Annotated in this window: 13 protein-coding genes; 8 read left to right on the top strand and 5 right to left on the bottom strand. The window is 33.4% G+C overall.

Going from position 1 to position 15295, the window contains the following annotated elements; all coding sequences use genetic code 11:
- Positions 1-9: 9 nt before the first annotated feature.
- Genes ACL9RH_RS08310 through ACL9RH_RS08320 form a run of 3 tightly spaced genes read right to left on the bottom strand, consistent with a single transcriptional unit; the run spans position 10 to position 6861 of the window.
- A complete protein-coding gene (locus tag ACL9RH_RS08310; RefSeq protein WP_422692896.1) occupies positions 10-2448 on the bottom strand; it encodes an alpha/beta hydrolase family protein in 2439 nt (812 codons plus the stop codon).
- A complete protein-coding gene (locus tag ACL9RH_RS08315; protein WP_422692897.1) occupies positions 2448-3836 on the bottom strand; it encodes a RagB/SusD family nutrient uptake outer membrane protein in 1389 nt (462 codons plus the stop codon). Before ACL9RH_RS08315 ends, ACL9RH_RS08310 begins: the two co-directional genes overlap by 1 nt.
- Positions 3837-3846: 10 nt before the next feature.
- On the bottom strand, positions 3847-6861 hold the full coding sequence (locus tag ACL9RH_RS08320; RefSeq protein ID WP_422692898.1) for a SusC/RagA family TonB-linked outer membrane protein: 3015 nt from the start codon (positions 6859-6861) through the stop codon (positions 3847-3849).
- A 643-nt stretch (positions 6862-7504) separates the two neighbouring features.
- Between ACL9RH_RS08320 and ACL9RH_RS08325 the strand changes: the two genes are divergently transcribed.
- On the top strand, positions 7505-7813 hold the full coding sequence (locus tag ACL9RH_RS08325) for a helix-turn-helix domain-containing protein (protein ID WP_422692899.1): 309 nt from the start codon (positions 7505-7507) through the stop codon (positions 7811-7813).
- Positions 7814-8137: 324 nt separating this feature from the next.
- Here the strand turns inward: ACL9RH_RS08325 and ACL9RH_RS08330 are convergent, their stop codons facing one another.
- Complete coding sequence (locus ACL9RH_RS08330) at positions 8138-9004, bottom strand: hypothetical protein (protein WP_422692900.1); 867 nt, start codon at positions 9002-9004, stop codon at positions 8138-8140.
- A gap of 268 nt (positions 9005-9272) precedes the next feature.
- Here ACL9RH_RS08330 and ACL9RH_RS08335 point away from each other — a divergent pair, with 268 nt between their 5' ends.
- The 4 genes from ACL9RH_RS08335 to ACL9RH_RS08350 are packed head-to-tail and all read left to right on the top strand — an operon-like array spanning position 9273 to position 12661.
- Entirely contained in the window at positions 9273-9695 is a 423-nt protein-coding gene (locus ACL9RH_RS08335; protein WP_422692901.1) for a very short patch repair endonuclease, read from the top strand.
- Positions 9696-9699: 4 nt separating this feature from the next.
- Entirely contained in the window at positions 9700-10089 is a 390-nt protein-coding gene (locus tag ACL9RH_RS08340) for a hypothetical protein (RefSeq protein ID WP_422692902.1), read from the top strand.
- A gap of 36 nt (positions 10090-10125) precedes the next feature.
- Positions 10126-11355 (top strand): DNA (cytosine-5-)-methyltransferase, encoded by a 1230-nt coding sequence (gene dcm, locus ACL9RH_RS08345; RefSeq protein ID WP_422692903.1) that lies wholly within the window; start codon positions 10126-10128, stop codon positions 11353-11355.
- 1 nt (position 11356) lies between these two features.
- A complete protein-coding gene (locus ACL9RH_RS08350; RefSeq protein WP_422692904.1) occupies positions 11357-12661 on the top strand; it encodes an NgoFVII family restriction endonuclease in 1305 nt (434 codons plus the stop codon).
- Positions 12662-12672: 11 nt separating this feature from the next.
- Here ACL9RH_RS08350 and ACL9RH_RS08355 read toward each other — a convergent pair whose 3' ends face one another.
- The gene (locus tag ACL9RH_RS08355; protein WP_422692905.1) at positions 12673-13221 is read right to left on the bottom strand and encodes a hypothetical protein; all 549 of its coding nucleotides are present in this window, start codon (positions 13219-13221) and stop codon (positions 12673-12675) included.
- 157 nt (positions 13222-13378) lie between these two features.
- Between ACL9RH_RS08355 and ACL9RH_RS08360 the strand changes: the two genes are divergently transcribed.
- Genes ACL9RH_RS08360 through ACL9RH_RS08370 form a run of 3 tightly spaced genes read left to right on the top strand, consistent with a single transcriptional unit; the run spans position 13379 to position 15266 of the window.
- Positions 13379-13594, top strand: a complete 216-nt coding sequence (locus ACL9RH_RS08360; protein ID WP_422692906.1) for a helix-turn-helix domain-containing protein — start codon at positions 13379-13381, stop codon at positions 13592-13594.
- The gene (locus ACL9RH_RS08365) at positions 13591-14511 is read left to right on the top strand and encodes a hypothetical protein (RefSeq protein ID WP_422692907.1); all 921 of its coding nucleotides are present in this window, start codon (positions 13591-13593) and stop codon (positions 14509-14511) included. Before ACL9RH_RS08360 ends, ACL9RH_RS08365 begins: the two co-directional genes overlap by 4 nt.
- Positions 14508-15266 carry a hypothetical protein gene (locus ACL9RH_RS08370; protein ID WP_422692908.1) on the top strand — a complete coding sequence of 253 codons (759 nt, stop codon included), beginning with the start codon at positions 14508-14510 and terminating at the stop codon, positions 15264-15266. The genes ACL9RH_RS08365 and ACL9RH_RS08370 overlap by 4 nt, the downstream gene beginning before the upstream one ends.
- Positions 15267-15295 lie beyond the last annotated feature (29 nt).

A 15295-nucleotide genomic window follows, 5' to 3' on the forward strand; every position in this document is an offset into this window, starting at 1 on the left:
CATCCTTTTTTAATTCATCCATTCTGCTTTTTTTTCTCCTTTCAAATAATAACCGAACCATTGCAGAACCTTATAATGAAGATCTTTAGCAGTGTTTTTTGAAATAATAATATGCCCCTCCTCTGGATAAACCAAGACTGTTGCATTTTTATTGTTTCTTTTTAGTCCTATATAAAATTCCATGATTTGTCCCCATTCTATATTTAAATCTTTTTTTCCTGTCCATAATAGAATTGGTTTTGATACATTTTCGACATAATATATTGGATTATTTTTGAAGTATAGATCTTTGTCCTTTACAAACGAAGTATTCATTTCGTACTGTCCATTTTCAAACTGCCAGTAAAAAGGGCTTACAAAATATTCATTTAATGAGAAATAAGATCTAACAATATCGCTATTACCAGCACCTGAAACATACGTTGCGAATCTATCTGAATGCGTTGCAATAAAATTGGTAATATATCCACCATGCGAATGTCCAGTTAAGCCCATCTTATTAAAGTCAATCAACTGATTATTTTTCAAAGCATCTATTGATTTATTAACACAATCCAATGCTGCAATTCCAGTTCCTTTTTTATCAAAAACAATATCCGGCATATAGACAAAATATCCTTTTTCAATAAGCTTCCTGATACTGAACCCAACGTCTACACTGTTTTCTAAAAAAAGAGGATATTCATTAATTTTATCGCTCTGAATTTGATAAACATGTACCACCATAGGGTACTTCTTTCCTGCTTCAACATCCAACGGATAATATAAAATACCTTTAAGCTCAACCCCTTCCCTATTTTTGTATTTAATAGTTTCCACTTTAATTTTCGATTGATCCTTATCGTTAGCATTAGATTGAAAAAGTACTTTTTTACGAGATGCTCTGCTTAAATCAATAATCCGTTTGGGTTTATTAAAATTTTCTTCAGTAAATAAATAAGCATTTTTTGCCTTATCTGTCTTCTGATAAATCATTTTAGATGTGGTAAAATCAGTTATTTGATAATACTTGTCAGCATATTTTTCAAATATAGACTTCGTCAAACTCGCTTCATCATTCACTTCGAATATATAGTTAAGTTCGTTAAGAACTTTAGAATAAAATGAAAGCTCAAAAGGATAATTGGCAAAGTTTGATTTATTCTTAAAATCTAAAATTTTACAACTGCCTTTATTATTTGTGAACACTTGCTTAATCTTACTTACTTTACTATTATATTTCCATATACCTGTGGAGCCATCAAAATAGACATTATTCTCATTTGTAAAATAAGCATTCTCAAAGTTCAGATTTTCTACATCTTTATGTCTCATTGTATTCACATCCAGCAACCTCCATTTTCGTCCATTCCTATAAATAAGATAGTTACCATCAGGAGAATAATTGACGTTTGATCTTATTGTATCAATATAATCATATTGATTACTTGATGCATTATAACGATACACTATAGCAGGTACTTTTTTAGCTGTATAGTCCTGCAATTCAGAAAAACTAAAAGCTAAGAAATAAGTCTTATTGCCAATATCCACTACCCTGTTTAACTTGTCCGTTCCCATTACCTTGACCTTTTGTTCTACTGGTGACCAGAGAAACTTTGTTGTTTCTGATTTTTTAAATTTCTCAATAAGGTTATTGTCAGATGTTAACCAGATTTCCGGTGCTTCAGCTGATTTTTTATCTTTAACTTTTTCGGCATTAATCACAATTCTTCCGTCGGATCTCTGGTATGCTATTGTCGAATTAAACTGTAGTGGCTGAAGTTCTGAAAACTTATATTCCAATTGATGCTTCGTATTATAATATATAATATCATTCAACTGGTTTCTCTGTTTTTTTAATATTAAAAATGAATTAACCTGTGCTCCCACAACGTTCGAAATCTGTTCTGCCGAAGAATAAAGCTTATTTTTTTTCCTTTCACTCCATTCTATGATTTGAAATTTGCTGTTCTCTCTAATCTGCAGATAAATACGGTCGTTTATGTAGAATACATGGATGACATTATTAATACGATCAATTATTTCTCCTCTGCTTAAATCGTAAATCTGTACGTTGTCTGAGGTTTTTAGAACAAGTATATCTTCATTTTCTATTGTACCTATGCTTTCGCAAGCGGGTAAAATCTTGTTCTTACCACTGAGATAATCAAAAATTTCTGTTTGATTCTGATATTTTAAAATGAGTTTATCCTTGCTCCATTTATGATCTAAAACCTTTATTCTATAATATTTTTTGTCAGGATTTGATCGATTTATTATGAAAAGACTGTCATTGTTATTATCATACACTTTAAAAAACGCTATCCATTTCCCTTCTTTCGATGTACTTTTTAAATAAATATCATAGGCTTTATTTTGTTCGCTGTAGGGAATGGAATCTTTTTCCGTTTGTGTATATGCCCATTGATATATACAGATTAATAGGAATATCATCAACTTTTCCATCAGTACCCCGGATTTTGCGGATTAAGATTAGGGTTAATGACCATTTCTTTTTCAGGAATTGGAAATGCACTATGAAAACTTTTCCAATTTGGTTTAGATAAAGCAATAATATCGATTTTTTTTAAACGCTTAAGATCAAAAAAGCGATGTCCCATTTCAGCAAAAAACTCATGTCTGGACTCATCTAAAATTTTGTTAATCATTTCCTGTTTTGAAAGACCTATTGGTAAAGGATTCAATCCTGCTCTTTGCCTAATTTTATCCACTATTATTTTAGCTTCCAATATTTTATTTTGATTCACTAAACTCTCAGCATATAATAAATACACTTCTTCGATTCTAAATATTACTGAATTTTCAGTGGTATTGGAATTTGCGGGATTTCTATACTTCATGGGACGGAAATAGGTTTTTTGATTGATTACGATTGGAAGCATCCAAGCTGTTTTTCGTAGATCACCTAATTCAAAGGAATTCACTAAAGCATCCGATAATGAAAAAGATGTTGGTAAGCTTGTCGTAAAATTATAGAGAAGATATTCTTTGGTAGCATCTGTTGAATTTGCAGGTTTTAGCTGCCATAAAATATGTTTTCCTGTTTTGGTAAAAACTTTACTCAAATCTGTCTCCCAGACATATAAAGGAGACTGCGTAATTTGAAAAAGCAGATTTTCTGCTTGACTCCATTTTTCCTGACTTAAAAATACCTTTGCTAATAAAAGTTCTGCCACCTTTCGATTGACATAGATTCTTTCCTGATTCGCATATTGATCATTCAAACCATTTAATACTGTTTGGAGATCACTTTCAAGATTTGAAATGAGTTGTACTTTGCTTATTTTTTTTAGCTGGCTATTGTATAGGTAATCCGTAGTATCCGTATAAGGCACTTCATCAAAAATTTGAGATAGATTATAATACAGCAGAGAGCGAATGACAGTTGCCTCACCTATTAATCGGTCTTTATTTACTTGAGAAATTGAAGAGGATTCTTTAACCCCTTTGATAATTGAATTTGCGTAATAGATGTGTTTATAAGCTTTCGACCACAAATTATAAACAATGGTGTTGCTTGGAATTTGTACGTTGTTGTATACATCGACTAACCCATTTTGAATATAAGGGGCGTAGCAGGTAAGATCGTCTGTATATGTTCCAAGAATAGCTGCTGAACCAGTAACATCCCCTGAAATCATTGAAGAGCTCCATAATTCGGCATATAAACCTGCTAAAGCCGCATTTGCTGACGATACATCTGAGAATACTTCAGACGTTCCTATTTGATTTGTGGGTAGGTCTGTGTCAATAAATTTTTCACATGAAAACAAGCAAGTCATCCCAATACCCAATGACAGACACTTAATTATATTTATGATAGTATTTTTCATTTTGTAAGATTTAAAAGTTAATTTGAGTTCCAATTGACCATGTTCTTAAGGGTGGCAAGAAGCCTGTTGTTACAAATTCCGGATCTAGTCCAAAATATTTTGTCCACGTTAAAACATTTTGCCCTTGAACATACAGAATAACCTCTGTGGTAGCAGCATTATTGAAAGGGATTCTATAATTAAGCTGAACGTTCTTCAATCTAATAAATGATGCATCACCTACTGCTGCGGTACTACGCATGAAATTGGCATGAGCGGCATTCTTTCCCGCATCAACTCCCGTGGAATAAGGCATATAGTACCCCGCTGGATTTGTTTCAGACCAAACATTCGAAACTACCTGAGCCTGATTATTCATCGTTCCTGCAACAGGCATATAACTATGATAATTATAATTTCGCTGTTTTGTAAATTGAAATAAAAACGATAAATCCCAATTCTTATATCTCAACCTGTTTGACCATCCACCATAAAACTTGACTGCTAAATCTTCGATACTTTTATTATCGTCAGGAGATGAAATTTTACCGTCTCCATTGACATCGGCAAATGAATAAAGCCCTGTATTGGGATTGATTCTTAAAAAATTATAGAGTTTAACGATAGATGTACTAGAACCTATGACATATTGATTGGCATAGGTAGAACCTTCAAGTCCCGGAAATGCCAATAAGCAGTTTCGAGGTATGGTCAGATTGAAGTCTGATTGCCATGAAAACGTTTTTGTCTTCACTGGGGAAGTTCTGAATTCAAATTCCCAACCCGTGTTTTCAACCGTTGCAGCCAAATTGGCCTGAACCGAGGTAAATCCTGTTGTTGCAGGCAAAGGCAATCCTACTAGCTGGTTATCTGATCTGTTTCTAAACCAAGAGATATTAAGCCCTATTATATCTTTAAAAAATGAGGTTTCAAGTGCAAATTCAAGCTTCTTTGTTTTTTCCCAGCTAAAATTTCCATTGAACAATCTGGTTGGAACAAGCCCTACTACTCCATTATAAATGCTTGATGACGCTACAGAATATGTATCACGATATTGAGCGTCTCCAATATTATCACTGCCTGCTATTCCGTAGCTTCCTCTTATTTTACCAAAACTCAGCCATTTTTTACTATTCAAAAAATTTTCTTTTGAAAATAGCCATGCTGCTCCCACAGCTCCAAAATTTGCGAATCTGTTATTGGGTCCAAAGCGGCTGGAACCGTCTCTTCTTGCTGTGAAATTAATAATATACTTATTATCCAGCTGATAATTCACCCTTCCAAAAACAGCAACATATTTGTAGTCTGTAGAAATAATATCAGAAAATATCTTTGTTTTTGCTGCATTGATATTCATCATAAGTGCATTACTTTCGAATCCGGAACCTTGAATAGAAGATTGTTTAGATTCAGATGAATTGATCGTAGTTCCAACCAGTACATTTAATTTATTTCTTCCCCATTTATAATCTGCTGTCAATTGAGGTTCTACATTATATGAAAATGAAGAAAAACTACTTGTAAAAGTGCTTGACCCATTGGCGCTTGTAAAATTAAAAGCAGGATTATACCTTGTATGAGGTCTTAAATTAAATTCCTCAAAATTCTGATAATTAAACCCAGAATTAATACTGAAACTTATATTGGGAAAAATCTGATAAGAAATATTCAGACTGTTATTCATCTGTTTTGTATCATTCTGATACGTAACAACCGAGGAAGCCATCGGATTGGTAAAAGTATTGTTTTGCCAGTTTAATGAACCGTCTGCATTATATAATGCTGGAGCATTAGGACTTAAAAAGATGCTTGTAGTTGTTAAATCTTCATTGATCACATTATTAAATTGCTGTGAAAAATTATTTGACAGCGCAATATTTAATTTTTTATCCTTTGATCTATGAGTGAACCCCATTGATAAGGTATTATTTTTATATTGATAGTCGGCAGGATAGACAGTTGTTTGCTCATTATGTGTGACATTAACACGATATGTCCAGCCGTCTGAGCCTCCCGATAAACCTACACTGGTATTAGAAGTTGTGGCAGTTTTACCAATAAGTGTTTTTTGCCAATCAGTGTAACGGTTTTCATCCCAAGCTCCATTTACATCATATGCCGTTGCTGGATATGCAGAAATATTATCATTTGTAAATGCTGATTTACGCATGGCAATATATTCTGAAGTATTCATCATTTTCAGATGAGATGCGACATTACTAAAAGCCAGACTTGAGTTGATGCTAATGGTAGACTTATTTTTACTTCCTTTTTTTGTAGTAATTAAAATGACTCCATTAGCTCCTCTGCTCCCATAAATTGCCGTTGCATCTGCATCCTTTAAAATTTCAAGACTTTCAATATCATTGGGATTTAGGCTATTTAATGGATTAATATTTCTGAAAGGAAGTATTTGTGACGAAAAGGTAGAGATCACAGACGTAGACATTGGGACACCATCCAGAACATATAGCGGTTGATTTCCATCTACAGCACTATTAGATAATGTTCTTAAACTGTTCCTTCCTCTGATCTGCACATCATAGCCTCCGCCTGCAATACCCGAATTTTGGGTAATACTTACTCCTGCCATTCTTCCTTGTGCTGCTGACAGTACATTATTGACTGGTTGATTCCCAAGGTCTTTTGCGGTTACTTTGGCAATACTTCCTGTACTCTCTTTTTCCTTTACCTTATAATATCCTGCATTAATAGTAACTTCTTCAATCTCCTTTTCCTGCCCTCCTAACGTAATATTCATTACCTTACGATCTCCCAACACCACCTTACGATCAGGATAATCCGGATGCCTGAACACAAGAACTGCTTCGGCTCCTACAATTTGAATTTGGTAGTACCCTTTGTCATTTGTAATTGCGACGGACTCACTACCCTGTTGAAATACCGATACTCCCTGTAACGGCTTATTATTCTCTGTGACAGTACCTGAAATGGTACGCACCTGCCCTATTGCTACGCTGGAAGCGAGCAATGTGAAGCCAAAAGCCATTTGAAGATGACTCAGGCTGCAAAAGTTTTTTTTCATACTTTTGAATACGTTTAATTAAATTAAGCTCACGGCTCTTTCCTGCACAGTCTAATGCCAATAAACTATCATGCGGAAAGGGCTTTCTTTTTTCTATGGTTACTCTACACTTTCTGTTTCTTGTATGTTTTTTTAGGTTCCTGATCGTAAATTTATGCCTGGGAGGAAGCATTCTTGTAATAAAAACACTCCCTACCCAAAGCATATCATAAAAATTAATATGAATGAAATTTGTGTTCTCTGAAAGCTGCAAAGCCTCAATGGGTTGTACACCCCATTGTAACGTGTCGTAGATACTCTATGTTGGTAAGCAGCTTAGAAATAGAATAATGTAGAAAAGCAGAACTGCATTGGAAAATAAAACGGCATGGGTACTCTACATTATCCGAGCAGAGGCACTGGTATACCCATAACAACAGATAAGAGAGCCCACGCCTAGGTCGTGAGCTTCAGGCCTATCATCTCGTTGTTATTTGAAAATTACCAGTTTTCTGCTTCGAGATTCTAAGCAATAGCTTCTAATATTTCGTTGAAGTATCGCAAAGTTACATTATCTGTAACCTATTTTACAAATATAATAAAAAAAACAATAGACGACATATATATCTTTATGAAAAGTATTTAAAAGATCAAAATTTACTACATGTATAAATGGCAGGTAGAAGATTTAAAGTTTCAAATTGGTAAATTAATTCAAGTCTATAGATTAAGGAGAGAATTATCCCAATTCCAATTAGGATTGGAATTAAATATTTCTAAAGATCATGTAGGTAGAATTGAAAGAGGATTGACAAATCCCACAATTGAGAATATCGTAAAACTTAGCAACTTTTTAGACATTGATATATTATTTCTTTTCACAAAATTGGACGCAAAAGAAATACAAAAAATAGAATTAGAAATTGATTGTTTGCAAAAAGAGTTTAAAAATAAAAATAAGAGAAAATCCTGACGTAAGTCGGGATTTTTTATACACCAATTTTTTCAGAACATTTTTTGTAAAGCATCTTGCGTTTCTTCAAATTCTTTTTTGGTTTTTAATATACTATTTTTAATAATTTCATAAACTTGAGATACAAGTAACTAATAAATGTTTATAACATGATTCTATTTTCGATGAATATGGAAACCTAGGAGCAAACTTGCTTAATAGAGAACAACTTTTATTGGCACCTCATAATCTTAATCCTAAAAGTCTTTTGAACTATTGAAAATTTCGATACAAATTCTGATAAAATCCATTTAAAAAAAATTAATCAAATGGAATCCGAATCTTTTAAGGTTTCTTAATTAATAAAATCAACATTAAATTTTCTAAAGTGTATCTTCTGTAAAATTTCAAATAACCTAAGAAGAAGATAAAGGTTACTAGTCCATAGAGAAATAGTTTTGCTAAGATGAAAATCGCCTGCAAAACACCATTCCAACTATAATCTACTGAATAATTCAGACAAAAATAAAAAACTAAATACGTTAAATAAACAGACGATATTAATGTTATTACACGAAGAAATCCATATAGAGCAACATAGTTCATTAGTTTAGAGGCGTGTGTCTGCGTGTATTCATAGTTGTAATGGATAAGCAACTGATGATAGTTATTGGCTGTATTTGCGAAAACATCACCCTGAAAACCTATTTGTCCAAATGCATCATTTATCTTGGTCATCACTAAAGTGCGGTAAGGTGACGGTATTTGATTCATATATCTGTGTTTATATTTCAGATAATACAATATAGTATCGAACATTATCAAAGGAAGAATAAAAAATAAACCAAAGTTACTTCTGATCTTTTCTTTGATATTATTGGTAATGCTACTTGGAAACAAAATTTCATATCTTTTTCTCTCCACATCTGATAGTAAATTTTTTGATGGATCACCATAGATTATCCTTGTATATCGCTCAACTGTTAAGGTAGAAAAAAAGCTGAGAAAATGGCCCATACAATATGACAAAATAATATAGAAAACTATGATATACAATGGTATATCAATAAAAGTTGTTTTGTCCTTCAATAAAAAATCTTTAGAAAAATCTGTCAAATCACCTCCTGATCCTATAAGTATAAGATATAATGCTAACGCTCCAGGAATAAAATATCCCATAAAATCATAAAGTGAAAAAGGACCTTTATCCATAGTTTTAATTTTTACTGTTAATTTTCTTAATGAAATAATATTTGCATATAGGAATCCATTATGAAATTATATCATTGGTAATGTTAAAAATGCAAATATCATATTTTTTTATTAATTCTGCATTAAGCGATTATATGGATTGACTATTTTTTTATATGCTTATCTCCATTGAATTTAGATTATCTATGAGTAATATTATTTTATATCTTGATAAAGCGGATTAGAGAAAAAATAGTCAGACTGAATTTAAATTCGTAATTTTAGTTTTATGGATAACCTAACCCCCGAACAAAGAAGAAAAAATATGCAGGCTATTAAGGCATCTGCTACAAAAGCAGAAGTTCTTCTTGCAAAATCATTGTTCAGAAAAGGTTATCGCTATCGTAAAAACAATAAATCTGTTTTTGGAAAACCCGATTTAACTTTCAAAAAAATTAAGCTTGCCATTTTTGTAGACGGTGAATTCTGGCACGGAAAAGACTGGGAAATAAGAAAAGAAAATATTAAATCTAACCGTGAATATTGGATTCCAAAAATAGAAAGAAACATCAGCAGAGATAAAATTGTAGATGCTGAATTAATAAAAGAAAACTGGACAGTGATGAGATTCTGGTCAAAGGATATTGAGCAAAATACCGAACTGTACACCGATCAAATAGAACAAAAAATAAAAGAATTAACAAAAAACTAAAACTATGCCAACTACAGGACAATTTTTTGTAACAACACTTAAACAAGCCCACTTAGAATGGGGTTCTCACCGCCATACGAATACGAGAGGAATCCGTTATGGAGAAGGTTATCTTCAAATACCTGCCTCCGAAGCCTACAGATGCGAAATTACAAATGATAAAGAACCAGCTAGAAGTCAGGTTTATACTTTCAGCACTTCTGATGGTTTTATAACTAACGGCTGGCTGAAAGCATCGGGAAATCAAGCACAAGAAACATATGCCAAACAGTTTCATGGTGATGGTGATTTGCAGCTTCTTGGCGACTGGTTCTATCATATTGGTGCTCAGATTGATGATAAGATTGAAATAAGGTTTATAAACCCTACCGACATTTTACTTACGAAAATCTAAGCCTTTTTTTGTAAATTGCGCTTCAATTTAAGGAGAATGATGTTAGATAAAAACACTATAAAAATAGCTGAATTAGACAATAAAGATTATGAATTTTCAGCAGTAGGAAACGCTTCTGAAGAAAAAGCCGTGCTGACTCATTATCTGCATAATTACCATAATGGTGTTGCTAAGCATTACGAAAAAAAGGCGCTAAGTATAGTAGAAAATTTTGTAAACTACAAAAAAAGATATGCTGAAAAAACTACCGTAAAGTCAGCTGTAAAAAAGTTGCTTTCCGAGGTTGAAAATGTTCCGTTTACCACTCCTAAAAATTATTCTTTTAAATTTATCGACTTATTCGCAGGAATCGGGGGATTTAGAATTGCAATGCAGAATGCAGGGGGAAGATGTATTTATACGAGCGAATGGAATAAAGACGCACAGATTACCTATAAAGAAAATTTCGGAGAAGTTCCTTTTGGTGATATATCCCAGAAAAATATTAAAGACTACATACCCGAAGATTTTGATGTTTTATGTGCAGGATTTCCCTGTCAAGCATTTTCCATTGCAGGCTATCAAAAAGGATTTTCAGATACAAGAGGAACCTTATTTTTTGATATTGAAAAAATCGTTGAGAAACACCGACCTAAAGTTGTTTTTCTTGAAAATGTCAAGAATCTTGTAGGCCATGACAAAGGAAAAACATTTAGAGTCATCTGTGAAATCCTTGAAGAAAAATTGCAATACAGAGTTTTCGCAAAAATTTTAAACTCTATGACCCATGGAAATGTACCACAAAATAGAGAAAGAATTTTTATTGTAGCATTTGATCCCGAGCAGGTACCTAATTTCGCCGACTTCAAATTCCCAGAAGAGATTCCGCTGACGCATACAATACATGACTTTTTAGAGGAGGGAAAACAGGACGAAAAATACTATTATAAAGAAACCCACCAGTACTATCCTGAACTTGAAAAAACAATGACAAAAAAGGATACTGTTTATCAGTGGAGAAGAGTCTATGTAAGAGAGAATAAAAGTAACGTATGCCCTACTCTTACCGCGAATATGGGTGCAGGAGGACATAACGTACCGTTAATCAAGGATGATTTCGGAATCAGAAAACTGACTCCGAAAGAGTGTTTTGCTTTTCAGGGATATCCGATGGATAAATATATCCTTCCTAAAATTGCGGACAGTAAACTTTACATGCAGGCAGGAAATTCTGTGACTACGACTTTGATTGAAAGAATCAGCAGGGAAATTATAAAAGTTCTTTAATATGAGTGTCTGGGAGCAGTATACAACTGACCAGCGGAAAGAATACATACAGTTTCTGCAGGTTTATGGTGCTTTGTCTAATCTTTTCAGACAAAAGCACGGCGATGCTGTTCCCCATCTGGATTCTAAATTTCAAGAAACTGTTTTTGCTAAAATATTTGACAGTGAAAATGTTGATATAGGCAATACTCCTCATGATGTATTATCAGTATTTGGGACAAGGAGAATCGGAATTGGATTAAAGACGTGGATGAGTAGCAGGCCATCTTTCCAAAAGGTCATGCAGCTGAAAAGATACAAGAACGAAATTGACATCTATAAATCAGATGCACATTCTCTTGCTTCTAAGATTTCTTTAATAAAAAATGAAAGAATGTCTGGCGACTATGTTAGACTTGGGCTTACGGAGACAGATAACATTTACCATTATATAACACGAGATAAGGGACTATTCAGTATCCATGAATGTTCCTATCCAAAAGTTGACATTTCTAATATTTCTATTATCGGTTCAAATGACAGCGGAATAGTCTGGTCTGACGGACTGAAAGAATATAAATACACATTTGGTGATTCTCAGATATGGCAGAAATTTGATTCAGAGAAATACAACACTCTCCTGTTAAACCGTTTTGATATAAAAATTATCGAAGATCCGTTTGCATTTCTACTGAAAGCTTATCTCCAGCTTACAGAAAAAGTTGAGAAGAAAAACACAGCAGAGGAGGCTGTTGAAATTTACCTGCCACTCTACTCTTATAAAAGTAAAGAGGTTGAAGAAAAATCAGGCCTGAACGCATGGAATGCAGCTTCTAAAAATAAAGGGTCTAATACTTTAAGGCCATTAAACGAAATTTACATTCCAATACCAATAGATTTCCATCAGAAATTCAAAAATTTTTTCTGCCCAGATATTTTAAAAGTTATAGAAGAAAGAAAAGCCAGCAGAATATTACGGCCAGAAGTCCGTTTTCACTTAGCCCTTCCAGATGGAAGAACTATTCCAGCACTTCTTACTGGTGATAATCTGAAAAACTTTCAATCAGGAAGCTTGACAGAGCGTGACCAGTTTGGAAATATCTATGGACAGGCGGCATTGGGTCAATGGCTTCTTGTTGATGTTTTAGGCTTAAAAAGCAGAACTCTTGTTACAAAAGACTGGCTTGAAAAGAAAGGAACAGATTCAGTCCGTCTTTGGAGAAAAAAAGACCAATACTCGTTAATACATATTGATTTTGCTCCTGTTGGAGCTTTTGAAGATTTTATGAAAGGTGAGCCCGTAAGAGAGAATGATGATGCAGAATAAATTATTAGAATTTACCATTTAAGCAGTTCAACCAAATCTTCAATACTTTCAAACATTTTCAATTCATCAAATCCATAGAAGGCACCTTTCATAGTTTCCTTAGAACCGAACCCATATCTCCTAATATCTGTAATAGAATTTTGAATAGTATATGATGATGCAAAACCGCATAATTCAAGCATCTGCCTTTGTGTAGAATAAATAAAAATGCATGGAAGATTATCTAACGTATCAAGCACTGGCAGATGGTTCCCAAATTGAATAACATTAACTGTTTTTCCATTAATAATAATCTCTGGTTTAATCTTATCAGGTGAGATAGTTTCAAAATCTATTAAATCTGTTTTAAGATATTTTTGAAGTCCTATCAGCGGCACACTTTTTTGGAGAAAATTATCTAAAAAAGCCTGACCTTCGAATCTGTCACGAAGCTCATTTAAATCCTTTACTTTTAAATATCTGATAACTAAATTCTCTAATAAAGAAAGCTCGCGTCTATTGAGAGCAATCTGCCTAAAAGAACTTTTGAATGGCAACACATAGCTTATAAAATTCTTCATAATAAATACAAAGTAAAGTAAATCTTCTTAAAATTAAAATTATTTCTTTACATAATCTCTATCCAAGGACTTTTCACAAGAAAATTTCAGCACATGCTAACTTTAGTATGTTGATTAAAATTTCTACAATATTTAGATTTACGTGTAACAACCTGAAATGAAAAAGAAATCAGAAATACTTGTAAAGTTTGGAGATACGGTAAGATATTTAAGGATTCAAAAAGGTCTTTCACAGGAACAGCTTGCCCACCTTTCTGATGTGCATCGTACTTATGTAGGAATGATTGAAAGAGCTGAAAAAAATGTTACACTGACCAGCATCCAAAAAATTGCATCTGGATTGGGAGTCAGCATAATTGATTTATTAAAATGACAGAGGAACAAATTGAATATCTTACGGAAAATATGGAGTCCGTAAACGCACCGAATTTTAACATAGCAAATGTCGGTCGTAATGGGAATGCTTTGTTTGGTTCCCAGACTGATTTCAAAAATATAATGAAGCGTTATTTTATAGAAAGATGCAGAAATTCTGAATTTATCCAGGTATTAGACCGTGAGTTCGCTGCAGTGAACTTTGTAAAGGCAAGAATTACAAATATTGCAAACCGCCATTTCATTTTAAAATCTGACCTCCAGAATTATTATGACGCTAATTTACAAGCAAGTATTAGTAGCGAAGTCGATAAACAGGGGTTTATAGATAATGCAGTAAACTACATTAGGCAAAGTATGGCTAATTCCCACCATTATAAATATACAATTACAAGTCTCAGGAAAATCATGGAAAAGCAGTATGATTTTATTTTTTCTAACGGATTTCCAACAAATATTCAAAATATAGACAGCGGTGTAATGACAGCTAATGCAGGCGACAGTGCTCAGTTTTTGTTTTTAGCAAGAGCGATACTCGCAGGTTTTAACTGTTCAAATGTCGATGTAAGATCCAGCAAATATGACGCAGTAATAGATTATAACAATATTCTTTTAAGAATTCAGATCAAAGGAGCATCAGGAAATACAATCAGTTTTAAAGACAGAGACAGAGGCGGACAGGGAATCGATTATCAGCATGAAAGAAACCGCGGACAGAGAATAACGGCGGAACACTGTGATATTTACGCAGCTGTTGATAAGCAGGTTGGTATTTGTTATATAATTCCGATGACCTATGTTGAAACGATTCCAGATAATCAAATAACCAGTGTCAGCCTTACTTCTCTTGAAGAATACAAAGAAAACTGGAATATCATAGCAGAAGTTGCCGGAACAAGAAGTATCCAGATATGAAATTAGATCAAACACCAAATTCAAATAAATATTATGTTAGCAGACCAAAACCATTTAATGGTTTACCTATTGCTGATAATGACATCCGTAATGTGCTTAATTTTGCATACGAGATGTGCTTTGGAGAAGGGCATCACAGAGCGAACAGAACCGGCGGACAGTATGGCAGAAGAGCAGGAGAAAAATTCTGCAACACATTTCAGGGAAAATTAGCTGAAGTTGCATTGTATAACTATTTCCAATCACAAAATTTAATTTTAGAGAAGCCGGATTTCCGGATATTAGGAGCCGGACAATGGGACGATTCCGACTTAGAGATAAACGGAATAAAAATTAATGTAAAGTCTGCTGCTTCACAATCAAATTTACTACTTCTCGAAACCAGGGATTGGGATAAACAAGGCAGATATTTACCAAATACTTTATTAAACAACGGTTCTACCACCCAATATGATTATTTTATTTTAGTAAGAGTCAATCCTGATATTAAAAAAATCTTTCAGTCTCGTAAAATATATTACAGCGATAATCTAAACAAGGCTGATATTGAAAAAGTAATATCTGAAAATATCTGGAGCTATGATACTGCTGGCTACAGTACTCATCAAAACCTTGTTGATGCAATTGCTGACGGCTGTGTGTTGCCACAAAACTCAATTCTTAATCATTATACAAAAATGGATGCAGAAAACTATTATATTCAGAGTGGTGATATGTATCCTCTGAGCGATTTAATAAAGGATCTTAAAAACTAGTATATAAAATAATTTATTTTACCACCTAT

The sequence above is a fragment of the Chryseobacterium sp. Mn2064 genome, from assembly GCF_049319685.1.
GTDB lineage: Bacteria > Bacteroidota > Bacteroidia > Flavobacteriales > Weeksellaceae > Chryseobacterium.

Bases quoted from the DNA above. Each gene is read 5' to 3' on its own strand.
- ACL9RH_RS08370 (WP_422692908.1), top strand. From the start codon at position 14,508: ATGAAATTAGATCAAACACCAAATTCAAATAAATATTATGTTAGCAGA.
- ACL9RH_RS08325 (WP_422692899.1), top strand. From the start codon at position 7,505: ATGTATAAATGGCAGGTAGAAGATTTAAAGTTTCAAATTGGTAAATTA.
- ACL9RH_RS08315 (WP_422692897.1), bottom strand. From the start codon at position 3,836: ATGAAAAATACTATCATAAATATAATTAAGTGTCTGTCATTGGGTATT.
- ACL9RH_RS08310 (WP_422692896.1), bottom strand. From the start codon at position 2,448: ATGGAAAAGTTGATGATATTCCTATTAATCTGTATATATCAATGGGCA.
- ACL9RH_RS08320 (WP_422692898.1), bottom strand. From the start codon at position 6,861: ATGAAAAAAAACTTTTGCAGCCTGAGTCATCTTCAAATGGCTTTTGGC.
- ACL9RH_RS08355 (WP_422692905.1), bottom strand. From the start codon at position 13,221: ATGAAGAATTTTATAAGCTATGTGTTGCCATTCAAAAGTTCTTTTAGG.
- ACL9RH_RS08360 (WP_422692906.1), top strand. From the start codon at position 13,379: ATGAAAAAGAAATCAGAAATACTTGTAAAGTTTGGAGATACGGTAAGA.
- ACL9RH_RS08350 (WP_422692904.1), top strand. From the start codon at position 11,357: ATGAGTGTCTGGGAGCAGTATACAACTGACCAGCGGAAAGAATACATA.
- ACL9RH_RS08365 (WP_422692907.1), top strand. From the start codon at position 13,591: ATGACAGAGGAACAAATTGAATATCTTACGGAAAATATGGAGTCCGTA.
- ACL9RH_RS08335 (WP_422692901.1), top strand. From the start codon at position 9,273: ATGGATAACCTAACCCCCGAACAAAGAAGAAAAAATATGCAGGCTATT.
- ACL9RH_RS08330 (WP_422692900.1), bottom strand. From the start codon at position 9,004: ATGGATAAAGGTCCTTTTTCACTTTATGATTTTATGGGATATTTTATT.
- dcm (WP_422692903.1), top strand. From the start codon at position 10,126: ATGATGTTAGATAAAAACACTATAAAAATAGCTGAATTAGACAATAAA.
- ACL9RH_RS08340 (WP_422692902.1), top strand. From the start codon at position 9,700: ATGCCAACTACAGGACAATTTTTTGTAACAACACTTAAACAAGCCCAC.